The sequence below is a fragment of the Cohnella thermotolerans DSM 17683 genome (assembly GCF_000429825.1).
Taxonomy (GTDB): domain Bacteria; phylum Bacillota; class Bacilli; order Paenibacillales; family Paenibacillaceae; genus Cohnella; species Cohnella thermotolerans.
In genome coordinates, this window is sequence record NZ_AUCP01000001.1 from 469,522 (window position 1) to 490,821 (window position 21,300).

Below are 21,300 nucleotides of genomic sequence, written 5' to 3' on the forward strand. Positions count from 1 at the left end.
AATGAAGGTCGGATTGATCGGCGTCGGCAGTATGGGCGGCTTGCTCGCGGGATCGTTCCTTCGCGCCGGAGCACTGTCGCCCGCGGAGGTGACGATTGCGAGCCGTACCCTATCCAAAGCGGAAGCGCTGGCTGGCCGCTATCCCGGACTTGCCGTCGCCCCGTCCAACGCGGTTGCGGCCCAAAATGCCGATCTGGTCTTTCTGTGCGTCAAACCTCTCGACTTCCGGGCGGTGCTTGACGATATCCTGCCGGTGCTTACGCCGGAGCAGATCGTCGTCTCCATTACCAGTCCCGTGAAAATAGCGTTGCTGGAAGAGCTCGTCCCCAGCAAAGTGGCGAAAATCATTCCGAGCGTCGTCAACGAGGCGGGCATCGGCGCCACCTTGTTCATGTTCGGCACCCGACTGGACGAGCGGGACCGCGAACGGCTGCTCCGCTTGTTCTCCGCCATCAGCCGTCCGGTCGAAATTCCCGAAGAGGACATCCGCGTCGCTTCCGACCTGTCCAGTTGCGGTCCGGCCTTCTTTGCCTACCTGCTGGAGCAGTTCATCGAAGCGGCCGTCGATACGACGGGCATCGCCCGGGAGCTTGCCACCGTCCTCGCTTGCGAGATGCTCGCCGGCACTTCCCGGCTGCTCCGGGAAGGCGGCTGTTCGCCCGCTGAGCTGCAGCGGCGCGTAAGCGTACCCGGCGGAATTACCGCCATCGCGCTCGAGGAGCTGGGCAAAGCGACGGAAGGGGCGTTCAGCCGCGTCCTGCAGAAAACCCACGAGAAATTCGCGGAGGATTTGAGCAAGGTCGAAGCGTCCCTGCGACGATCCTGATTCCCTCGCCTTCCGGCACGAACGGTAAAGGGGCGGCCTCTCCCTGGAGAGAGGCCGCCCCTTCTTCGTTAGTTGGCTACAATGTTGACGAGCTTGCCCTTGACTGCGATCACTTTGCGAATCGTCTTGCCTTCGATCAGCGCCTTGACCTTCTCGAGGCCGAGCGCCTTCTCCTGCATGCCGGCTTCGTCGAGGTCGGACGCCACCGACACGCGGTCGGCGATTTTGCCGTTCACCTGAACGACGATCTCGACTTCGGCGTCAACCGTCAGCGCCGGATCGTATTCCGGCCACGGCACGTACGTAATGGAGCCTTCGTGCCCGAGCCGCTCCCACAGCTCTTCGGCGATATGCGGCGCGGACGGCGACAGCATTTGCACGAAATGCTCCATCGCCTGCTTCGGCAGCACTTCGGCCTTGTACGCTTCGTTGACGAAAATCATCATCTGGCTGATCGCCGTGTTGAAGCGCAGCGCCTCGTAATCTTCCGTAACCTTCTTGATCGTCCGGTGCCAGGTGCGGCGGAACGCGTCGTCGCCCGGCACGTCCCGGATCTTCTCGTTCAAACGGCCGTTCTCGTCGACGAACAGCCGCCAGACGCGGCCGAGGAAGCGGTACATGCCTTCGACGCCGTTCGTGTTCCACGGCTTCGTCGCCTCCAGCGGCCCCATGAACATCTCGTACAGCCGCAGCGTATCGGCGCCGAATTCGTTCACGATGTCATCCGGGTTGATGACGTTGCCGCGGGACTTGGACATCTTCTCGTTGTTCGTGCCAAGAATCATCCCCTGGTTGACCAGCTTCTGGAACGGCTCCTTCGTCGACACTACGCCGATGTCGTACAGCACCTTGTGCCAGAACCGCGCGTACAGCAAGTGAAGCACCGCGTGCTCCGCCCCGCCGATGTACAGGTCGACGGGCAGCCACTCCTTCTGCTTCTCGAAGGAGACGAGCTCCTTGTCGTTGTGCGGATCGATGAACCGCAGGAAATACCAGGAGCTGCCGGCCCATTGCGGCATCGTGTTCGTCTCGCGGCGGGCTTTGCGGCCTTGCTTGTCGACGACGTTCACCCATTCCGTCGCGTTCGCAAGCGGCGATTCGCCCGTTCCGGACGGCTTGATCTCTTCCATCTCCGGCAGCAGGAGCGGCAGCTCGTCTTCCGGCACCGTCTCCATCGTGCCGTCCTCGTAGTGCAGCACCGGAATCGGCTCGCCCCAGTAGCGCTGGCGGCTGAACAGCCAGTCGCGCAGCCGGTACGTGACTTTGCCCGCGCCTTTGCCGTTCTCCTCGAGCCACGCGATCATGCGGGCGATCGCGTCCTTCATCAACAGGCCGTTCAGGAAGCCCGAGTTGACGTGCTCGCCGTCGCCGGTGTAAGCCGCTTCCTGCACGTTGCCCCCGCTGACCACTTCCACGATCGGGAGGCCGAACTTCGTCGCGAACTCCCAGTCGCGCTCGTCGTGGGCCGGGACGGCCATGATCGCGCCCGTGCCGTAACCGCCCAGCACGTAGTCGGCGATCCAGATCGGCACCTTCACCCCGTTCACCGGATTGATCGCGTACGCACCCGTGAACACGCCCGTCTTCTCCTTCGCCAGCTCGGTCCGCTCCATATCGCTCTTGCGGGCCGCCTGCTCGACGTATGCTTCGACGGCCGCTCGCTGCTCTGCGGTCGTAATCTTCTTCACCAGCTCATGCTCGGGTGCGAGCACGCAGTACGTGGCGCCGAACAGCGTGTCGGGACGAGTCGTAAACACGGTCAGCGTCGCGTCGTGGCCGTCGACGGCGAACGTCACTTCCGCGCCCGTCGACTTGCCGATCCAGTTGCGCTGCATCTCCTTGATGCTCTCCGGCCAGTCGAGCTCCTCCAGGTCTTCGAGCAGACGCTCGGCGTAAGCCGTAATTTTCAGCATCCATTGGCGCATCGGCATGCGGATGACCGGGTGGCCGCCCCGTTCGCTCACGCCGTTTATCACTTCTTCGTTCGCCAGCGTCGTGCCGAGCGCGGGACACCAGTTCACGGGCACTTCGGCGACATAAGCGAGACCCCTCTTGTACAGCTGGATGAAAATCCACTGCGTCCATTTGTAATACGCCGGATCCGTCGTGCTGATCTCGCGGTCCCAATCGTACGAGAAGCCGAGCGACTTGATCTGCCGGCGGAAGTTGTCGATGTTGAGCTGCGTGAAGTCTCGCGGGTGCTTGCCCGTCTGGATCGCGTACTGCTCGGCCGGCAGGCCGAACGCGTCCCAGCCCATCGGGTGGAGCACGTTATAACCGCGCATCCGCTTGTAGCGGCTGACGATGTCCGTCGCCGTATACCCTTCGGGGTGGCCGACGTGCAGCCCCGCCCCGGACGGGTAAGGGAACATGTCGAGCGCGTAAAATTTGGGCTTGCCTTCGTCGTCTCTCGTGCGGAACGTCTTGTTCTCTTCCCAGTACTTTTGCCATTTCGGCTCCAGTGTCTGCGGCTTGTAGCCATGTTCGTTGTCTTGCGCCATATTCGTCGAAAGCTCCTCTCTTCTAAGGAGGAACCGCGCCGGGCGCGGCCCTCGCTGCAACCAAAAAACCTCCCGCCCGAGCGCCGATTCACGCTAGGGACGAGAGGATTGTTCCCGTGGTACCACCCTAGTTGACGATAGCCCTGCTTGGGCTTACGTCCACTCTTCTCCTTAACGCGGAGGCGACGCCGCGCTTGCCGTATCCCGATGCAGAAGGGCGGGAATGGATTATGCGCGAAGGCTCCAAGGCGAGTTCGAGGCTAACGTCGACCGGCTCGCACCTTCCGCCGGTTCTCTGAGCGACGCCGAGCGTCTACTGCTCCTTTTCACAGCCGATAAATATGCCCTGATTATAGCGGGACGCGGCGAGCCGTGTCAAGGGCTGCCGAAGAACGCGCGTTCTCCCGCCCGTTCGGTCGCTGTAACCCGACATTAGCGGCTTGCAGCGCCCCCAGGCGCCCGCGTCTCTGCCGCTTACTCGGCCTTCGGCGGCCTCCGGTCGATGACGTGGAACGTCGCCGTCCCGAACGCGCTAAGCTCGCCGTTGTCCTTGTAAATGCGCCCCTGCATCGTGATCAGCTTGCGGGAGGAGTGAACCAGCTCCGCTTCGACCTTCACTTCCCCATCCTTCACCTGCGACAGAAAATGCATGTTCAGATTCGTCGTCACGACCGTGTCGTCCGGCCGGGCCGCCGCCGCCAGCACCCCCATGGCCGAATCGAGCAGCGTCGCGCTGACGCCGCCGTGGAGAATGCCGATCAAATTCATGTGGTGCGGCTTCACCTGCAGCGTGAGGACGACCCGGTCGTCCGCAAACGATGCGAGCTCGGCTCCGATGTGCTCCCAGAACGTGCCCCGGGCCGCACGCGCCAGCTGCGCTTTAAACTCGGCAAGTTGTTGCTCGTTCATCGGCTTCTCTCCCTCCATCCATGCCGCTGTCGGAACCGCCAGTCGCCGGAATCGCGGAACCGCGCCTCCGAGGCCGCCTTAACGAGCCCGAACCGGCCCGGAGCGAACGAGCCCCGAACAAAATTCAGCCTGCACGGGTCCGTTACGGGAGTCCGGGCGAAAAGGCGCGCCCCGGCTATTCCGCCTCCTCCTCGAGAAGCTTGCGGCGCAGCACCTTGCCGACGATCGTCTTCGGCAGACTGTCGCGGAATTCGTAGATTTTCGGAACTTTGTACGCCGCCAGCCGTTCCTTGCACCAGGATTTGATCGCCTCCGCGTCGGCCGCAGATCCCGGCCTCAGCACGATGAAGGCTTTGACCGTCTCGCCCCGGTACGGATCGGCGACGCCCGCGACAACCGCCTCCGCCACGTCGGGGTGCTCGAACAGCACCTCTTCCACTTCCCGCGGGTAAATGTTGTAGCCTCCGGCGATGATCAGATCCTTGCGGCGGTCCAAAATATAAAAATATCCTTCTTCGTCCATTTTACCCATATCGCCGGTGTATAGCCAGCCGTCCTTCAGCGCCTTCCCGGTTTCCTCCGGCCGGTTCCAATACCCTTTCATCACTTGCGGACCGCGCACCGCCAACTCGCCGACCGAGCCCGGGGGCAGCTCCTCGCCCGTCTCGGCGTCGACGATCTTGCATTCCGTGTCCGGAAACGGGATGCCGATCGATCCGTTCTTGCGCTTCTCCCAAATGTTGTTCGCATGCGTGACGGGCGACGCCTCGGTCAAGCCGTAGCCCTCGATCAGCTTGCCGCCGGTCAGCCTTTCAAACTCCTCCTGCACTTCGAGCGGCAGCGGCGCCGCCCCGCTGATGCAGAAGTCGATCGAAGACAAGTCGTAGCGCTTGACGTCCGGATGATGGATGAGGGCAATATACATCGTCGGAGCGCCCGGGAAAACGTTCGGCTTCAGCTTGTGGATCATCTTCAGCACCTGGCCGGCTTCGAAGCGGGGCAGCAGCAGGAGCGTTCCTCCCAGGTACACCGATTGGTTCATCAGCACGGTCATCCCGAAGACGTGGAAAAAAGGCAGCGCGGCCAAGTACTTGACCTTGCTGCGCTCGCATCGGTACGCCCACAGCCGCGCCTGGATCGTGTTGGCGATCAAATTGGCGTGCGTCAGCATGACGCCTTTGGCGACGCCGGTCGTGCCGCCCGTATATTGAAGGAGGGCGAGATCGTTGTCGGCGTCGATCGGCGTATCGCAAGGCGAAGCGGAAGAGGAACGGAGCAGCTGGCGGAGCGGGACGACGCCGTCGCCGAACGCGACGGCGCGCTTCACCCCGTCTTTCTTGGCTTTGAGCGGGTACAGAAGATTTTTCGGAAACGGCAGGTCATCCTGGATCGAAGCGACCAGCACATGCCGGAGGCCGGTGCGCGGCGCGACTTGCCGGACGCGCCCCATCAGCAGGTCGAGCGCGACGAGAATGCGCGCCCCGGAATCGTTCAGCTGGTATTCCAGCTCCCGGGGCGTATACATCGGATTGGTCATGACGGCGACGCCGCCCGCCAGCAGCGTGCCGTAATAAGCGACGACGGCGCTCGGGCAGTTCGGCAGCATGACCGCCACCCGGTCTCCTTTGACCAGGCCCAGTCCGGCGAGCGCGTTCGCAAACCGGTAAGCCCCGTCCAGCAGCTCGCGGTACGTCGTCTTTTTCCCCTGAAAATGCAGGGCGGTATGATTCGGATACGATTCCGAAGATTGCACGAGGAAATGGGCCAAATTCTGCTTCGGGTATTCGTAGGTCGGGGGGACTTCGGCCGGATAGCTGCCTAACCAAGGTTTCGTTGACCTCAAGTCGATCACCCTCACTGAAAGGAAGTCAAATCACGTAGCGCTCGGCCTGAATGACGCGGGAAGCGATGCGGCGCTTCAGCTCCACGGCGTTGACGGACGTTCTGCGGGTCAGCTTCTTGAGAACGGACAGCTGGGCGCGGAGCATGTCGCCCGTCTCCAATGCGGCAAGCGACTCCTTCGCCGCGGCCTCGATGCCGGCGAACGCGTCATGCACGAACGCGACGGTCATGTCCACGGCGCCCTTCGACTTCTCTTCCCCGGAGCGCGCGATCATCTTCTTCGTCCGCAGCAGCGCGCTTTCCATCGCGTACACCAGGATCATCATGTCCGCCAGATGGCTCAGCAGCTCCTGCTCCTCCTCCAGCTTCGTCTGATACTTCTGCGCCGCTTGCGCGCCGACCATCAGGGCGATTTTTTTGGCCATCGACACGAGATGCGTTTCTTCCTCCAGCGTTCCGTCGAACGTCTGCCCCGGCACAAGCGACAGCAGCTCGGATTGCAGGGCCATCGCCTTCTGCATGAGCGGCAGCTCGCCTTTGAGCGCCCGCTTGAACAGCGTTCCCGGAATGAGCAGCCGGTTAATCTCATTCGTTCCTTCGAAAATCCGGTTGATCCGCGAATCGCGGTAGATGCGTTCGATCGGATATTCCTGAATGAAGCCGTAGCCGCCGTGAATTTGCACGCCTTCGTCCGACGTGAAATCGAGCGTCTCCGAGCCGAACACCTTGTTGATCGAGCATTCGAGCGCATATTCGGCAATCGCCTTCGCCGAAGCGTAGCCGACGTTGCCGCTGCCCGGATCGACCTCCGCCAACCCTTCGTCGAACAGCCCCGCCGTCCGGTACACCATGCTCTCCAGCGCGAACGTGCGGATGTTCATGTCCGCCAGCTTGCGGCCGACGAGCGGGAAGGACGAGATGCGACGACCGAACTGCGAGCGTTCGTTCGCATACTTGGAAGCGTATTCAATCGCAATCTTGGATGCTCCCAGACAGCCCGCGGCCAGCTTGAACCGTCCGATGTTCAGGATGTTGAAGGCGATCAGATGCCCTTTGCCGGCTTCCCAGAGCAAGTTTTCCGCCGGCACCTTCACATCTTCCAAAATAAGCGGGCAAGTGGACGAGCCTTTGATGCCCATCTTCTTCTCTTCCGGCCCGACGCTTACGCCTTCCATCGTCCGCTCGACGATAAACGTGCTGAAGGCGGTGCCGTTCACTTTGGCGTAGACGATGAACAGATCGGCGAACCCGGCATTCGTTATGAACTGCTTCGTTCCGTTCAGCACGTAATGCGTGCCGTCTTCCGACAACACCGCCGTCGTCTTGGCTCCGAGCGCGTCCGAGCCGGAGGACGGCTCGGTCAGGCAATAGGCCGCGACCTTCTCCCCCGTCGCCAGCAGCGGCAAGTATTTGCGCTTCTGCGCTTCGTTGCCGAAGTAGACGATCGGCAGCGTCCCGATGCCGACGTGCGCTCCGAGCGTCAGCGCGAAGGAGGACGCTCCGGCCAGCTTCTCGCTGATCAGCGTCGAGCTGATCTTGTCGAGGCCGAGGCCGCCGTACGCTTCCGGAATGTCCGCGCCGAGGAGGCCGAGCTCGCCCGCTTTGCGCAGCAGGCTGACGGACAGTCCGTAGTTCAGCTTCTCGATCTCCTCGTCGCGGGGGGCGACTTCCCCGGCGACGAAATCCTCCGTCGTCTGGCCGATCAGGCGATGCTCCTCGGTGAAATCCTCCGGCGTCACCACACGATTGTAATCCGCTTCGTCGATGATGAAGCTCCCTCCGACCGTTTTGCCCATGAATCCATCGCTCCCTCTTCCATAATAGGTGATCGCTCCGATTCCGGTTACGCTCCGTATACCTCGAACACGCCCGCCGCGCCCATCCCGCCGCCGATGCACATCGACACGACGCCGATGCCGCCGCCGCGGCGGCGCAGCTCGTGCAGCAGCGTCGCGGTCAGCTTCGTGCCGGTGCAGCCGAGCGGATGGCCGAGCGCGATCGCTCCCCCGTTCACGTTCACTTTCTCCTCGTCCAGCCCGAGCTGCCGGATGACGTGCACGCATTGCGAGGCGAACGCTTCGTTGATCTCGAACAGATCGACGTCGGCTATCGACATTCCCGCCATCTTCAGCGCCTTCGGGATCGCCTCCACCGGTCCGACCCCCATAATCTCCGGCTCCACGCCGGCGAGGGCGAACGAGCGGAACGCCGCCAGCGGCTTCAGGCCCAGCGCCTCGGCCCGCTCCCGGCTCATGACGACCGCAGCCGCGGCGCCGTCGTTCATCTGCGACGAATTGCCCGCCGTCACCGTGCCGCCCAGCTTGAACGCCGGCCGCAAGGCGGCGAGCGCTTCCATCGACGTCTCCGGCCGGACGCCTTCGTCCTGGTCGAACACATACGAAGACGTCTTCACGCTGCCGCTGTCGTCCACCGTCTTCCACTGCGTCTCAACCGGGACGATCTCCTCCCGGAATTTCCCTTCGCGAATGGCGGCCGCCGCCTTGCGGTGGGAGCGGACGGCGAAGCGGTCCTGCTCCTCGCGGCTGACGCCGAACCGTTCGGCCACCCGCTCTGCCGTATGCCCCATGCTGATGTAAACTTGCGGCATCTCGGCCACGATTCCCGGATGGGGCGACACTTTGAACCCGGTCATCGGCACATGGCTCATGCTCTCCACGCCGCCCGCGATCAGAACGTCCGCTCCTCCGGCCCGGATGCGCTCGGCGGCGAGCGCGATCGACTGCAGGCCGGACGAGCAGAACCGGTTGATCGTCATGGCCGGCACCGTCACCGAGAACCCCGCATACAGCGATATAATCCGGGCGACGTTGAGTCCCTGCTCGCCTTCCGGCATGGCGCAGCCGAGAATGATATCTTCGACGTCGCCCTTCTCCAGCCCCGGCGCCCGCTCCAGGGCGGCTCCAAGAGCCGCCCGGCCCAGGTCTTCGGCCCGCGTCTGGGCGAGGCGCCCTTTCTTCGCCTTGCCGACGGCGGTGCGGGCGATCGATACGATAACCGCTTCTCTCATTTGGCTTTCTCCTCCCGCATCGGTTAATTGCGCAGCGCTTTGCCTTTGGCCAGCATATGCTGCATCCGGGCCTGCGTCTTCGGCTCTCCGCACAGGCTGAGGAACGCTTCGCGCTCCAGATCGAGCAAATACCGCTCCGTCACGAGCGAGCCGGCCGGCACGTCGCCTCCTGAGAGCACATGCGCCAGCTTGCCCGCGATCAAGTAATCGTGGTCGCTGATATGCCCCCCTTCCTTCATGCCGTAAGCCGCGAGCTTCAGCGCCGCCTTGCCTTCGGCTCCCGCGACGCGGATCCGGGCCTCGGGAACCGGCTCGTAGCCGCCTTGCGCGAGGCCTAGCGCGGTCTTCTTCGCTTCGTGAATCAGGTAGTCCTGATTCACGACCACGCGGTCGCCCGGGCGGAACAGCCCCAGCTTGAAGGCGTCGTGCGCGCTGGAAGACACCTTCGCCATGCCGATCGTCTCGAACGCCTGCGCCAGGTAAGGCAGCAAGTCCGCTTCCGGGTGGTCCGCCAGCTTGCTTGCGCGCAGCGCCATCTCCTTGCACCCGCCTCCCGCCGGAATGAGGCCGACGCCGACCTCGACGAGCCCGAAATACGTCTCCGCCGAAGCGACGATCCGGTCCGCCGGCAGGCAGGCCTCGACGCCGCCGCCCAGCGTCATCCGGTGCGGCGCGGCCACGACCGGCTTCTCGAACCGCTTCAGCCGGTACATCGTGTCCTGGAACAGCCGGATGATGCCGTCGATTTCGTCCCACTCCTCGTCCTGCGCTTCCATGAGCAGAATCATGAGATTGGCGCCGACGCAGAAGTTGCGCGCCTGGTTGGCGATGACGAGGCCGTCGTAGTTGCGCCGGACCTCTTCAAGACTTTGCCCGATCATCGTCAGAATGTCGGCTCCGATGGCGTTGTTCGGCGAATGGAACTCGAGGCAGGCAATGCCGTCGCCGATGTCGACCAGGCTGGCGCCCGCATTGGACCTCACGGTCTTGCCTTCCTCCTTGAGCGCCGCGAGAGAGATCGCCTCGGGGAGCGCCTCAAGCCGCTTGTAGTCTCCTTGGCTCGCGTAGAACAAAGCGCCGTCCCGCTTCCGGTAGAACGACGTATGCCCGGCGGCGATCCACGCCTTCACCCATTCGGGGACGGCCGTCCCCTCGGCTTCCATCCGCTGCACGGACGGGACGAGGCCGATCGCGTCCCACGTCTCGAACGGGCCGAGCTCCCAGTTGAAGCCCCAGCGCATCGCATCGTCGATCTCCCGGATCGAATCCGCAATTTCGCCCAGTTTCTCGGCCGAGTACACGAGCACCTGCTTGAGCAGCCGCCACGTGAAGGCGGAATAGCGGTCGCCCGCGCCGAGCAGCGCCTTCGTCTTCTCCCGCGCCCCTTTGGCCAGCTTCGCCGCCTCGAGCGCGCCCGAAGCCGGTTTCTTCTGCGGACGGTACTCCAGCGACGCCAAATCGAGCGACCAAATCTCGCTGCCGGTTGCCCCTTTGATTTTCCGATAAAAGCCCTGCCCGGCCTTCTCGCCGATCCATCCCCTCTCCACCATCGTCCGCACGAGCTCGGGGACGTCGAAAACCGCTTTCTCCGCTTCGTCCGTCACGCGGTCGTAAACGTTGCGCGCCACGTGCGCGAACGTGTCGAGCCCGACGAGATCGAGCGTGCGGAACGTGGCGCTCTTCGGCCTCCCCAGCGCGGGGCCGGTCACCGCGTCGACTTCCTCGACGGTGAAGCCGTGCTCCTGCATCTCGCGAAGCGTGACGAGCAGCCCGTACGTGCCGATCCGGTTGGCGATGAAGTTCGGCGTATCCTTCGCCAGCACGACGCCTTTGCCGAGGCGGTTCTCGCCGAACCGCTTCAGACTGCGGACGATGTCCGGGTCCGTATCCGCACCGGGCACGATCTCCAGCAGCTTCATATAGCGGGGCGGGTTGAAAAAATGGGTGCCGAGAAAATGCTTCCTGAACTCCGGCCCGCAGTCCGCCGCCATGGCGTCGATCGAGATGCCCGACGTATTCGAGCTGACGACGGCGTCCGGCTTGCGGAACGGCTCGATCCGGGCGAACAGCGCTTTCTTCGCCTCGAGATTTTCCACGACCGCTTCGACGATCCAGTCCGCTTCCGCAAGCTGCGGCAAGTGGTCCTCCAGGTTGCCCGGCCGAATCCGGGCGGCGAACGCTTCGTCGTAAAGCGGCGGCGGATTCGTCCGCTTCAGCCGCTCCACCGCCTGGACGGCCAGCCGGTTGCGGAAGGCGGGATGGTCCGTCCCGAGCCCCCGGGCGGCCTCTTCCTCGGTAAGCCGGGCCGGAACGAGGTCGAGCAGCAAGCACTCGATGCCGGCGTTCGCCAGATGGGCGGCGATGGCGGAACCCATGACGCCCGAACCGATGACGGCCGCTTTGCGAATGTCCTTGATCATGACTTCAATGACCTCCATTTATGAAATGATTGCGGAAAACCAACGTTACAGGGCGGCGGGCGGCACGCTCAGGGCTCGCCGAATATTGACTGCGCCAGCAGCTCCGCGACGTCCCTGGCCTTGACGCGGGAATCGGACTCCGTCAGCTTCGTCCCGTCCTCCATCATCGTCAGACAATACGGACACGCGCTGCCGATGACCGTCGGATTCGTCCGCAGCGCCTGCGCCACCCGGGCTTCGTTCACCCGTTTGCCGGCCGTCTCCTCCATCCACATCCGGCCGCCGCCGGCGCCGCAGCACATCCCGTTCGCCCGCGTCCGCTCCATCTCGACGAGCTCGACGCCCGGAATCGCCCTCAGCACGTCGCGCGGCGGATCGTAAACGCCGTTGTAGCGGCCGAGATAGCACGAATCGTGGAACGTCACCCGCTCCTTCACTTCACGCGCCGGCTTCAGCCTGCCGCTTCGGACGAGCCGAGCCAGCAGCTCCGTATGGTGAAGCACTTCCACGCCTTCCAGCCCGAAGTCCGGATATTCGTTCTTGAGCGTGTTGTACGTGTGCGGACAAGCGGTGACGATTTTGCGGACGCCGTACTTCCGGAACGTAGCGATGTTGTCGGAGCATAGCTGCTGGAACAGCATTTCGTTCCCGAGCCGCCGCGGCGTGTCGCCCGAATTCTTCTCCTCGTTGCCGAGAATGGCGAAGCTGACGCCCGCTTCGTGCAGCAGCCGGACGAAGGCGCGCGACACTTTGCGGCTGCGCAAGTCGTAGGAGCCCATGGAGCCGACGAAAAACAAATATTCGAAGCCGGGATTGTCCTTGACGGTGGGCACCGCGATGCCCTCGATTTCGCCCGTCCACGCGGCGCGGTCGTTGCGGCTCAGTCCCCACGGATTGCCCTGGCGCTCGATGTTCTGCATCGCCCGCTGGCCTTCGTACGGCATGCTCCCTTCCATCAGGACGAGGTGGCGGCGCAGATCGACGATTTTGTCCACGTGCTCGTTGCCGACCGGGCATTGATCCTCGCAATTGCGGCACGTCGTGCACGCCCATATTTCCTCTTCGGTGATGACGTCGCCGATCAGGTTCAGGTCCGCGGCGGGAAGCTTCTGCTGCGCGGTCCAGGACGACTTCTGCCAATCGAGCGTCGGGCGAATGTCGGTGACGGCTGCGGACGCCGGTTCGCTCCAGTCCGGCCCCGCGCTCCCGGGCGCCATCCTGAGGGCCGAAGGCGGCCGGCCGGCGAAGGCGAATTCCGGCACCCAGGGCGATTTGGACGTGACGGCCGCGCCTTTCTCCATCAGATGGTCGCGCAGCTTCGTAATGAGATGCATCGGCGAGAGCGCTTTGCCGGTGTTCGACGCCGGACAGACGTTCGTGCACCGTCCGCACTCGACGCAGGCGTAGAAATCGAGCATTTGCTTGCGCGTGAAATCTTCGATGCGGCCGGCGCCGAACGACTCCGCCGTCTCGTCTTCGAGATCGAGCTTGCGCAGGCGGCCGGCCGGCTCCCGCCGGCGGAACCAGAGGTTGACGGGCGCGGCGAGAATGTGAAAGTGCTTCGATTGGGGCACATAGACGAGGAAAGCGAGCAAAATGAACAGATGCGCCCACCAGCAAACGTAAAAAGCCGCATGAGCCGCTCCGGCGGGCATCCCCGCGAAGGCGGAGGCGATTAGCGAGGAGATTGGGGCGGAAGCGCTTGCAGCTTGTTCGTGCCATAAGCGCTCGAAGGCAAGCGACAGCAAGACGGACAGCATGAGGAAGAAAATGAAGAAGATGACGAGGCTCGGCTTCCAGCCCCGCTTCAGCCGGGGCAGCCGCTCGACGTAGCGGCGGAACGCGGCGTAGCCCATGGCGATCAGGACGAGCGCGGCCGTCGTCTCCTGGATCAGCCCGAACGCGTCGTAGCCGGGAATCGGAAGCGGCACGCCCCCGCTGAGCCCCTTGAAGATCAGGTCCAGCGCGCCGAACTGCAGCACGATGAAGCCGTAGAAGACGACCAGGTGCATGACGCCGCTTTTCCAATCCTTCAGCAGCTTGCGCTGTCCGAACACCTCCGCCAGGAAAACGCCGAGCCGGTCCCGGCTTTGCCGCTTGAAGTCGAACGGCTGCCCGAGCCGCAAATACGAATATCTGCGGTAGACGGCTTTGCCGAACTGAAGAATGCCGTATCCGGCGACGGCAATGAACAAGAGGGCGTTGACGAATTGCCAGGCCATTTCGCTTCGTCCTTTCCTTGTCGTGGGATGGACTTCATTCGCTTTGTTTCTTCCGGCGGTGCAAGCGCTCGCGAGTCGGATACATCAAAAGCATATGAGCGAAATACGTTGACAATAAGCGTTGTTTCCCCTAAGATGAAGAAAAATGAATGAGTATTCATTCAGTTACCTTGAATATTAGCACCGAGGTGATCGGATGGCAAGTAGGAAAAAAGAAAAATTCGACGCGATTCTGGACGCCGCGCAGAAGGTCATCGCCGAGAGCGGGTACCACAACGCGCAGGTGTCGCGGATCGCCAAGGAAGCCGGTGTCGCCGACGGAACGATCTATTTATATTTTAAAAATAAAGAAGACATTCTGATTTCGCTGTTCCGGGAACGGCTCGGCGATCTGGTCGAGCGGTTCCACGCCAGCGTGCGGGAGACCGGCTCTGCGGGCGAAGCGCTGCGCGCCATCTGCGAAATCCACTTTACGGCACTGGAGAACAACGTGGAGCTGGCGTACGTCACCCAGATCGAGCTGCGGCAGAGCTCCCTCGAGCTGCGCAAGGCGATCGGCGAAGTGGTCAAAACCTACATCAAGCTGATTGAAGACGTGCTCGCGCAGGGCATCGCGGCGGGCGAATTCCGGGCCGATCTCGACGTCAAGCTGACGCGCTTGCTCGTGTTCGGAGCGATGGACGAAGTGGTGACCTCCTGGTTGATCGCGGGACGCAAATATTCGCTGGCAGCCCAGGTCGAGAAAATCGTGGAGTTTTTCCTAAAAGGGTTGAAGGCTTAATCCTTAATCCGCTCGAAAAGCGAAGGAGGATGGTTGGGCATGAACCTGTTCGTATTGATGAAGCAAACGTTCGACACCGAGGAGAAAATCGTCGTCCAAGGCGGAGCCGTCGCCGAGGACGGGGTCAAGTTCGTCGTCAATCCGTACGACGAATACGCGGTGGAGGAAGCGATCCGCCAGAAGGAACGCCACGGCGGCACGGTGACGGTCGTCTCGGTCGGCCCGGAACGCGCGGCGGAAGCGCTGCGCACCGCCCTGGCGATGGGCGCCGACGAGGCCGTGCTCATCGCGGACGACCGGATCGCCGACGAATACGGCGTCTCCCGGGCCTTGGCCGCGTACTTGGGCGCGCAGGCGTGCGATGTCGTTCTCGGCGGCAACTTCTCCGTCGATAGCGGCGCGGGGCAGGTAGCGGTCCGGGTGGCGCATTTGCTCGGCTTGCCGCACGTCGCCTCCGTCACCAAGCTGGAGATCCAGGGCGGCCGGGCGGTCGCGGAACGCGACGCCGAAGGGGACACCGAGACGCTCGAGGTGGCGCTGCCGGCTTTGTTTACCGCGCAGCAGGGATTGAACGAGCCGCGCTATCCTTCGCTTCCGGGCATCATGAAGGCGAAGAAGAAGCCGTTCCGGCAGCTCGGGCTGGACGATCTCGGCCTGACCGAGGACGACGTTGCCGCGAGGACGGCGCGCGACTCGCTGTCGCTGCCGCCGGAGCGCAAGGCGGGACGGCTGCTGGCGGGCGATCCGGCCGGGCAGGCGGCGGAGTTGGTGCGGCTGCTTCGGGACGAGGCGAAAGCGCTTTAATTTAGGGCGGGGAGGAATCGGACCTATGGGAGACACGTTTCTTGTGGTAGCGGAAGGGCGGGACGGCAAGCTCCGCCAGGTGTCGTTCGAGACGATCCGGGCGGCGAAGCAGGCGATGCGGGACGGCGACCGGATCGCGGCGGCGCTGATCGGCGACGGGGTGTCGGCTTTCGCCGGGGAGATCGGCCGTTGCGGCGTCGACCGGGTGTATGTCGTCGATCATGCGGAGCTGTCCCGCTACAATCCGGAAGCTTATTTTCCGGCGCTGGCCGCTATCGTCGACCGGGCGTCGCCGGACGCGATCTTCTTCGGCCATACCGCGGTCGGCCGCGATCTCGCGCCGAAGCTGGCCGCGCAGCTGGGCGCCGGGCAAATCTCCGACGTCGTCTCGCTGGAGAAGGACGGCGGCGGAGAATGGCTGCTGACGCGACCGCTGTACGCCGGCAAAGCGTTCGAGACGAGGCGGTTTGCGCAGCGGCCGGCGGTCGTGACCGTACGGCCGAACAACTTTGCGGCGGCGGAAGTCGCGGAAGGCGCCGCGGCGGAGGTTGAAGCGGTTCCTTATGCGCCGCCGGCGTCTCCCGGTTTGCGCACGATTGTGAAGGAGGTCGTCCGCAAAGCTTCGGGCAAGATCGATCTGACCGAAGCGAAAATCGTCGTCTCCGGCGGCCGGGGCGTGAAGAGCGCGGAAGGCTTCCAGGTGCTGGAGCGGCTCGCCGACGTGCTCGGCGCCGCCGTCGGCGCTTCCCGCGGCGCCTGCGACGCCGGCTATTGCGACTACGCGCTGCAGATCGGCCAGACCGGCAAAGTCGTCACGCCGGAAATTTATATCGCCTGCGGCATTAGCGGCGCGATCCAGCATCTGGCCGGCATGAGCCGCTCGCGCATCATCATCGCCATTAACAAGGACCCGGAGGCGCCGATTTTCAAAGTGGCCGACTATGGCATCGTCGGCGATCTGTTCGAGGTCGTGCCGCTGCTGACCGAGGAGTTCAAGAAGGCGCTCGCGTAGCGGGCGTGTGCGCAAGGCAACAAAAATCGGGCCCTCCGCTTCCTCTCGGAAGCCGAAAGGGCCCGATTTTTGCTGCGGCTGCAAGGCGCTGCGCCCTTTCGCCTGCTGTAAGCCGCTTTCGTCGGCTTACAGCGGGCCTCAAACTCAAGCCGGCTTGCGCGCGACGAAAAACAGCCGTTCGGAATCCTCGTCCGGCTCCGTCCACGCAAAATCCGCGCAGCGATGGAGCAATTCGAAGCCGGCCGCCCGCAGCTGCTCGGCAAGCCAATCCGGCTCGTAAGCCCGCTGCGTGTGGAATTCCTCGAAGCGGCGGTACAAGCCGGAGCCGCCTCCGCCGCTTTCCCCGTCCGCGTCCTCCCGCACGAAAAACGTCAGGTCGTGCCCGATCTCCCGGCGCACCGGGTCGTATTCGCACGTCCACAAATAGGCAACGTCCTTCTCGTCGAGCACGAACGGCTGCTCCTCCGCGTACCTCTCCAATTGCCTCGGCGCATGGACGTCGAACACGAACAGCCCTCCGGGCGCAAGACCCTCGAACGTCCGGCGGAATGCGGCCGTCACGTCCTCATGCTCCGTCAAGTAATTCAAGCTGTCGCAGAAGCAGATCGCCGCGTCCACCGCTTCCGGCAGCTCCCAATCGCGCATGTCCTGCTGAAGCCAGCGAATAGAGCCGGGCTCGCCGGCATTGCGGGCGCTTCGTCCCCCGGCTTCCCACTTGCTGCGTGCGATGGCCAGCATGTCCGCCGACAAGTCGATGCCGAACACGGTGAAGCCGGCTTTGGCGAGCGGAATGGCGACATTGCCGGTGCCGCAGCCGAGATCGACGACCGACCGGGGCATTCCGTAACGCTCCCAGCAGCGCCGGGCAAAGTTCATCCATTCCGCGTACGGCATCTCTTCCATCAGCCGGTCGTATACCGACGCGAATTGCCGGTAAGAACGCATCCGTCTCCCCCTCTCGCACATCGTTGATGTTCAAAAAACGAGCCGCCCGGAGGACGACCCGTTCATACGTCCTTATCCTGTTCAATCTTTCGACCCGTGCACTGCGAGGCGTTGCCGCAACCAAGCTCACGCGTTCCGCGTGCTCCGTTCACGTGCCTTCCTCAACCTGCCCGAGCACTCGACGAGGCCCCGAGACTTCGACTGCGAGGCTCAACAGCAACGGCTCACCCGTATTCCGCCTGCTCGGTTCAGGCCTCTCTCCCCGTCCTAGCGCCCCTCTGCCCGCCCGGCGCCGGGCTTCGCGGCTTCGGCGGCGGGCGCATCTGCAGCCGAGCCCGCTGCCGTCAGCTTCGTCCAGTTGCCCTCCTGCGTCACGAGGCCATCCTTCATCAGCTTGCCGATCGCCCGCTTGAACGCCGACTTGCTCAAGTTGAAGCGGCGCTGAATGACGTCGGCGGGCGTCTCGTCGCTGTACGGCATCGCCCCGCCCGGGCGCTCGCGCAAAAAGGCGAGCAGCCGGTCCGCGTCCTCCAGCCGCCCCTTCTCCTTCGCCGGACGCATGGACAGCGTCACGCGCCCGTCCTCGCGCACCTGCGTCACGCGGGCCCGCACCTTCTCGCCCAGCCGGAGCGGACGGGTCATCGAAGCGTTCGGGATGTAGCCGAGCGCGCCGATGCCGAGAATGCCGCCGTCCACGAGCACGAAGACGCCGTCGCGGAACGTATCCGTCACCCACGCCTCCTTCTCCTCGTGATGCCAGGAGCTCGGCGCGCGGAAGACGGCCCGCTCGAAATCCTCAATCCCTGCGAGACGCGCCAGCATCCGCCCTTCCTTGTCGTGCTTCATGACGACGTGAAGCTCGTCGCCCGGCTGCGGCCACAGTTCCCGGCGCGGGCCCAGCTCCTTGATCGGCAGCAGCAATTGGCGGCCGATGCCGATCTCGAGGAAGCAGCCGAAACGGGGGTGGAAATCGGCCATGCGCAGCCGTCCCAGCTGTCCCAGCGTGAGAAGCGGCTTCCGCATCGTGGCTGTCAGCCGCCCTTTGTCGTCATGGAACAGAAACACCTCGACGTCTTGCCCGATGTCGGGACGCGCGTCCCTCGACGTCTCGCCATACGGCAGCAGCACCTCAGGCCCTTCCTCTTCTCCGGCCATGCCGAGAAACCACCCGTAAGGGGCCTTCTCTCTGCGCACCCGCAGCTTCCCGATCGTTCCGGCTTCGAGCGTCATGCGAACGTCACGGCCTTCGCGTCGGACCACAGCCGCTCCAGTTGATAATACTCCCGCTCATCGCGGTGGAACACATGCGCGACGACGTCGCCCATGTCGATCAGCACCCAGCGGGCCGTATCCATGCCTTCCAGGCGCACCCGGTAACCGAGCTCTTCCGCGCGCTTGCGGATTTCCGTGGCGATCGCCTGCACCTGCGTGTCCGAATTCCCGTGGCAAATGAGGAAATAATCGGCCACGAGCGAGATGCCCTGCAGGTTGAGCGCGACAAGCTCGTGCGCTTTTTTCTCTTCCGCCGCGTCTACGACGGCATGCAGCAACGTTTCGGATGTTTTGGCCATATCCCAGCCTCCCCTGATTTTCAAATGGATTTGTTCTCCCGGATGATCCGAAGCAAATCATTGCGGGCCAGCACCGTCAACGGAAAAATCGTCTTCCCCTTCTCCACCAGAAATTGAATCGTCGAATCGAATCCGGCGAGCAGGGCTTCATCCAAATTATGTTGGGCCCGTTCGCGGATCTTATTCACGCCTGGAAAATCCCGGCCCGGCTCCATATAATCCGCCAGGCAGACGATTTTGTCCAGCAGCGTCATCCGTTCCCGCCCGGAGGTGTGGTAGCGGATCGCGTCCAGCACCTCTTCGTCGTCGATGCCGTGCTCCTGGCGGACGACCCAGGCGCCGACGTGGGCGTGCCACAGCTCTTTGTCGTGCTCGAGCAGCTCTTGGGGAAGATGCTGCTCGCGAATGATCGTCTCCATCTTGTCCGTGGGCCAAGCTTTCGTATAATCGTGCAGCAAAGCCGCCAGCCACGCCTTGTCGCGGTCGCCGCCGAACCGGTCGGCCAGCTCCACCGCCGTCTCCACGACCCCGAGCACGTGCCGCCACCGTTTGTCCGGCATTTGGCTCCGGGTCGCTTCCATCAACGCTTCACGATTCATATAAGCCATTCCCTTCGATAAATTCGCGGACGGCTTCCGGCACCTGATAGCGGATCGAACGTCCCTCCCTGCGGCGGGCGCGGATGTCGGTCGACGATATCCCGATCGGCGGCATCGAAGCGTGGAGAAGGCGTCCGCGCAGGAATACCGGCAGCGAGTCCTCCTCGCTCTCCTCCCCTTCGCGGCGCAGGCAGACGAAGAGCACCCGCTCCGCCAATTCCTCGATCCGGCGCCAGTTCGGCAGGTCGTTCATCATATCCGTTCCGACGATCCAGTAGAAGCTTCGATCGGGATAGCGCTCCCGCAGCAGGTTGACCGTATCGATCGTATAGGAGACGCCGCCCCGCTCCAGCTCCAAATCTTCCACCCGGAAGCAAGGATGGCCGGCAACCGCGCGTTCGACCATCGTTCGCCTGGCCGCACCGTCCGCGCCGGGTTGGGGTTTGTGGGGCGGCACCGCCGTCGGAATGAACCAGACCTCGTCCAAATCCGCCGCCTCCCGCGCCGCCTCCGCGGCCAGCAGGTGGCCCAGATGAATCGGGTCGAACGTGCCGCCCATCAGTCCCGTTCGTATCATGACCATCGTCCTCTCCGTCGCAAGGACGGCCGGCCGGCAACCGCCGCCGGCCGTCCCCGAATCCCGTCAGCGGGGAAGCTCGATCTGCTTATGGTCGGTCGATTCCTTGTACAGCACGATCGTCTTCCCGATCACCTGCACGAGCTCGCAGCCGGACTTCGCCGCGATCTCTTCCGCGATCTCGTAGCGGTCGTCGTCGTTGTTGTTCAGAATGTTGACCTTGATCAGCTCGCGCACCTCGATCGCCTCTTCGATGTGGCGGATGAGCTGGTCGTTCACGCCCCCTTTGCCGACCTGGAAGATCGGATCGAGATGGTGGGCGAGCGAACGAAGATACCTTTTTTGTTTGCCGGTTAGCATGGGGTTTGACCTGCTTTCATCGCTGTAATGGGGACGGCTCGGCCGCGCCGAACGATTCGAGCACCGCTTGCCGCATCGCCTCGGCCGGAGCCGGCCGTCCCGTCCAATATTCGAAGGCGTAAGCGCCTTGGTAAACGAACATGCCGAGGCCGCCGTGAATGCGGCAGCCGCGTTCCGCGGCTCCCTTCAGGAAGGCGGTCGTCAGCGGATTGTAGATCAAGTCGCTGGCGACGGCTCCGGGCCGCAGCCAGGCGGGATCGAGCGGCGTCGCGTCCACGTTCGGCGACATTCCGACGGACGTCGTGTTGATGACGACGTCGGCGTCCCCGCACGCTTCCCGCAGGCTCTCCCACGGCACGGCGGACACTTCCGCGGACGCGAACGACGCGGCCAGCTCACGGGCCCGCTCGGCCGTCCGGTTCGCAAGGACGATCGCCCCGGGATTCTCGCGCGTCAGCGCCCAGACGATCCCCCTCGCCGCGCCGCCGCAGCCGACGACGACGATTTTTTTGCCGGCCAGTTCCGGCTCCGCTTCTTCCTTCAAGGAACGGACGTAACCGATTCCGTCGGTGTTGTAGCCGACAAGGCGGCCGTCCTCGTTCACGATCGTGTTCACCGCCCCGATCGCCCGCGCGCTCTCGTCGATGTCGTCCAGATGCGCCATCACTTCGATCTTGTGCGGAATCGTAACGTTCAGCCCGCGGAAGCCGAGCGCGCGAATGCCCGCGATCGCCTCCCCGAGCCGCTTCGGTTCGACGTGGAAGGCGCCGTACGCGCCGTTGATTCCCGACTCCCGGAACGCGCGGTTGAGCATGACCGGCGATTTGGAATGGCGGATCGGATCGCCGATGACGCCGTAAAGCACCGTATGACTGTCCATGTGCGAATGTTCCCCTCTCCCGT

18 protein-coding genes and 1 other annotated feature are annotated in these 21,300 nt (G+C 63.7%); of the genes, 4 read left to right on the forward strand and 14 right to left on the reverse strand.

Annotated elements, in window-relative coordinates; all coding sequences use genetic code 11:
* Position 1 precedes the first annotated feature (1 nt).
* Entirely contained in the window at positions 2 to 826 is an 825-nt protein-coding gene (gene comER, locus G485_RS0102255) for a late competence protein ComER (RefSeq protein ID WP_027091185.1), read from the forward strand.
* A 68-nt stretch (positions 827 to 894) separates the two neighbouring features.
* Here comER and leuS read toward each other — a convergent pair whose 3' ends face one another.
* The 7 genes from leuS to G485_RS0102290 all read right to left on the reverse strand — a co-directional run bounded on the left by leuS (position 895) and on the right by G485_RS0102290 (position 13,748).
* The gene (leuS, locus tag G485_RS0102260; RefSeq protein WP_027091186.1) at positions 895 to 3,327 is read right to left on the reverse strand and encodes a leucine--tRNA ligase; all 2,433 of its coding nucleotides are present in this window, start codon (positions 3,325 to 3,327) and stop codon (positions 895 to 897) included.
* Positions 3,328 to 3,419: 92 nt separating this feature from the next.
* Positions 3,420 to 3,666 (reverse strand) — a binding site (T-box leader).
* A gap of 135 nt (positions 3,667 to 3,801) precedes the next feature.
* The gene (locus G485_RS0102265; protein WP_051317954.1) at positions 3,802 to 4,236 is read right to left on the reverse strand and encodes a PaaI family thioesterase; all 435 of its coding nucleotides are present in this window, start codon (positions 4,234 to 4,236) and stop codon (positions 3,802 to 3,804) included.
* 175 nt (positions 4,237 to 4,411) lie between these two features.
* The gene (locus G485_RS0102270; RefSeq protein ID WP_027091188.1) at positions 4,412 to 6,088 is read right to left on the reverse strand and encodes an AMP-binding protein; all 1,677 of its coding nucleotides are present in this window, start codon (positions 6,086 to 6,088) and stop codon (positions 4,412 to 4,414) included.
* Between the two features lie 16 nt (positions 6,089 to 6,104).
* On the reverse strand, positions 6,105 to 7,874 hold the full coding sequence (locus tag G485_RS0102275; protein ID WP_027091189.1) for an acyl-CoA dehydrogenase family protein: 1,770 nt from the start codon (positions 7,872 to 7,874) through the stop codon (positions 6,105 to 6,107).
* Positions 7,875 to 7,921: 47 nt separating this feature from the next.
* A complete protein-coding gene (locus G485_RS0102280) occupies positions 7,922 to 9,106 on the reverse strand; it encodes an acetyl-CoA C-acyltransferase (RefSeq protein ID WP_027091190.1) in 1,185 nt (394 codons plus the stop codon).
* A 23-nt stretch (positions 9,107 to 9,129) separates the two neighbouring features.
* A complete protein-coding gene (locus G485_RS0102285; RefSeq protein ID WP_027091191.1) occupies positions 9,130 to 11,526 on the reverse strand; it encodes a 3-hydroxyacyl-CoA dehydrogenase/enoyl-CoA hydratase family protein in 2,397 nt (798 codons plus the stop codon).
* Between the two features lie 68 nt (positions 11,527 to 11,594).
* Entirely contained in the window at positions 11,595 to 13,748 is a 2,154-nt protein-coding gene (locus tag G485_RS0102290) for a (Fe-S)-binding protein (RefSeq protein ID WP_027091192.1), read from the reverse strand.
* Between the two features lie 196 nt (positions 13,749 to 13,944).
* Here G485_RS0102290 and G485_RS0102295 point away from each other — a divergent pair, with 196 nt between their 5' ends.
* The 3 genes from G485_RS0102295 to G485_RS0102305 are packed head-to-tail and all read left to right on the forward strand — an operon-like array spanning position 13,945 to position 16,345.
* A complete protein-coding gene (locus tag G485_RS0102295; protein ID WP_027091193.1) occupies positions 13,945 to 14,529 on the forward strand; it encodes a TetR/AcrR family transcriptional regulator in 585 nt (194 codons plus the stop codon).
* A gap of 39 nt (positions 14,530 to 14,568) precedes the next feature.
* Entirely contained in the window at positions 14,569 to 15,333 is a 765-nt protein-coding gene (locus G485_RS0102300; RefSeq protein ID WP_027091194.1) for an electron transfer flavoprotein subunit beta/FixA family protein, read from the forward strand.
* Between the two features lie 25 nt (positions 15,334 to 15,358).
* A complete protein-coding gene (locus G485_RS0102305) occupies positions 15,359 to 16,345 on the forward strand; it encodes an electron transfer flavoprotein subunit alpha/FixB family protein (RefSeq protein ID WP_027091195.1) in 987 nt (328 codons plus the stop codon).
* A 144-nt stretch (positions 16,346 to 16,489) separates the two neighbouring features.
* On the opposite strand, the gene G485_RS0102310 is transcribed toward G485_RS0102305, so the two are convergent.
* From G485_RS0102310 to G485_RS0102340, 7 genes are all read right to left on the reverse strand, one after another.
* Positions 16,490 to 17,290, reverse strand: a complete 801-nt coding sequence (locus tag G485_RS0102310; protein ID WP_027091196.1) for a class I SAM-dependent DNA methyltransferase — start codon at positions 17,288 to 17,290, stop codon at positions 16,490 to 16,492.
* A gap of 267 nt (positions 17,291 to 17,557) precedes the next feature.
* Entirely contained in the window at positions 17,558 to 18,520 is a 963-nt protein-coding gene (locus G485_RS0102315) for a CvfB family protein (RefSeq protein WP_027091197.1), read from the reverse strand.
* A complete protein-coding gene (gene rsfS, locus G485_RS0102320; protein WP_027091198.1) occupies positions 18,517 to 18,861 on the reverse strand; it encodes a ribosome silencing factor in 345 nt (114 codons plus the stop codon). The genes G485_RS0102315 and rsfS overlap by 4 nt, the downstream gene beginning before the upstream one ends.
* A gap of 20 nt (positions 18,862 to 18,881) precedes the next feature.
* Positions 18,882 to 19,460 carry a bis(5'-nucleosyl)-tetraphosphatase (symmetrical) YqeK gene (gene yqeK, locus G485_RS0102325; RefSeq protein ID WP_027091199.1) on the reverse strand — a complete coding sequence of 193 codons (579 nt, stop codon included), beginning with the start codon at positions 19,458 to 19,460 and terminating at the stop codon, positions 18,882 to 18,884.
* Positions 19,450 to 20,034, reverse strand: coding sequence for a nicotinate-nucleotide adenylyltransferase (gene nadD, locus G485_RS0102330; protein WP_027091200.1), 585 nt, complete (start codon positions 20,032 to 20,034; stop codon positions 19,450 to 19,452). Before nadD ends, yqeK begins: the two co-directional genes overlap by 11 nt.
* A 69-nt stretch (positions 20,035 to 20,103) precedes the next feature.
* The gene (yhbY, locus tag G485_RS0102335) at positions 20,104 to 20,397 is read right to left on the reverse strand and encodes a ribosome assembly RNA-binding protein YhbY (RefSeq protein ID WP_027091201.1); all 294 of its coding nucleotides are present in this window, start codon (positions 20,395 to 20,397) and stop codon (positions 20,104 to 20,106) included.
* 16 nt (positions 20,398 to 20,413) lie between these two features.
* On the reverse strand, positions 20,414 to 21,277 hold the full coding sequence (locus G485_RS0102340) for a shikimate dehydrogenase (RefSeq protein ID WP_027091202.1): 864 nt from the start codon (positions 21,275 to 21,277) through the stop codon (positions 20,414 to 20,416).
* Between the last annotated feature and the right edge of the window lie 23 nt (positions 21,278 to 21,300).

Coding starts and splice junctions, on each gene's coding strand:
- G485_RS0102315 (WP_027091197.1), bottom strand. CDS start 18,520: ATGACGCTCGAAGCCGGAACGATCGGGAAGCTGCGGGTGCGCAGAGAG.
- G485_RS0102305 (WP_027091195.1), top strand. CDS start 15,359: ATGGGAGACACGTTTCTTGTGGTAGCGGAAGGGCGGGACGGCAAGCTC.
- G485_RS0102275 (WP_027091189.1), bottom strand. CDS start 7,874: ATGGGCAAAACGGTCGGAGGGAGCTTCATCATCGACGAAGCGGATTAC.
- yhbY (WP_027091201.1), bottom strand. CDS start 20,397: ATGCTAACCGGCAAACAAAAAAGGTATCTTCGTTCGCTCGCCCACCAT.
- rsfS (WP_027091198.1), bottom strand. CDS start 18,861: ATGGCCAAAACATCCGAAACGTTGCTGCATGCCGTCGTAGACGCGGCG.
- leuS (WP_027091186.1), bottom strand. CDS start 3,327: ATGGCGCAAGACAACGAACATGGCTACAAGCCGCAGACACTGGAGCCG.
- comER (WP_027091185.1), top strand. CDS start 2: ATGAAGGTCGGATTGATCGGCGTCGGCAGTATGGGCGGCTTGCTCGCG.
- G485_RS0102265 (WP_051317954.1), bottom strand. CDS start 4,236: ATGAACGAGCAACAACTTGCCGAGTTTAAAGCGCAGCTGGCGCGTGCG.
- G485_RS0102300 (WP_027091194.1), top strand. CDS start 14,569: ATGAACCTGTTCGTATTGATGAAGCAAACGTTCGACACCGAGGAGAAA.
- G485_RS0102295 (WP_027091193.1), top strand. CDS start 13,945: ATGGCAAGTAGGAAAAAAGAAAAATTCGACGCGATTCTGGACGCCGCG.
- G485_RS0102280 (WP_027091190.1), bottom strand. CDS start 9,106: ATGAGAGAAGCGGTTATCGTATCGATCGCCCGCACCGCCGTCGGCAAG.
- G485_RS0102285 (WP_027091191.1), bottom strand. CDS start 11,526: ATGATCAAGGACATTCGCAAAGCGGCCGTCATCGGTTCGGGCGTCATG.
- G485_RS0102290 (WP_027091192.1), bottom strand. CDS start 13,748: ATGGCCTGGCAATTCGTCAACGCCCTCTTGTTCATTGCCGTCGCCGGA.
- G485_RS0102310 (WP_027091196.1), bottom strand. CDS start 17,290: ATGCGTTCTTACCGGCAATTCGCGTCGGTATACGACCGGCTGATGGAA.
- G485_RS0102340 (WP_027091202.1), bottom strand. CDS start 21,277: ATGGACAGTCATACGGTGCTTTACGGCGTCATCGGCGATCCGATCCGC.
- yqeK (WP_027091199.1), bottom strand. CDS start 19,460: ATGAATCGTGAAGCGTTGATGGAAGCGACCCGGAGCCAAATGCCGGAC.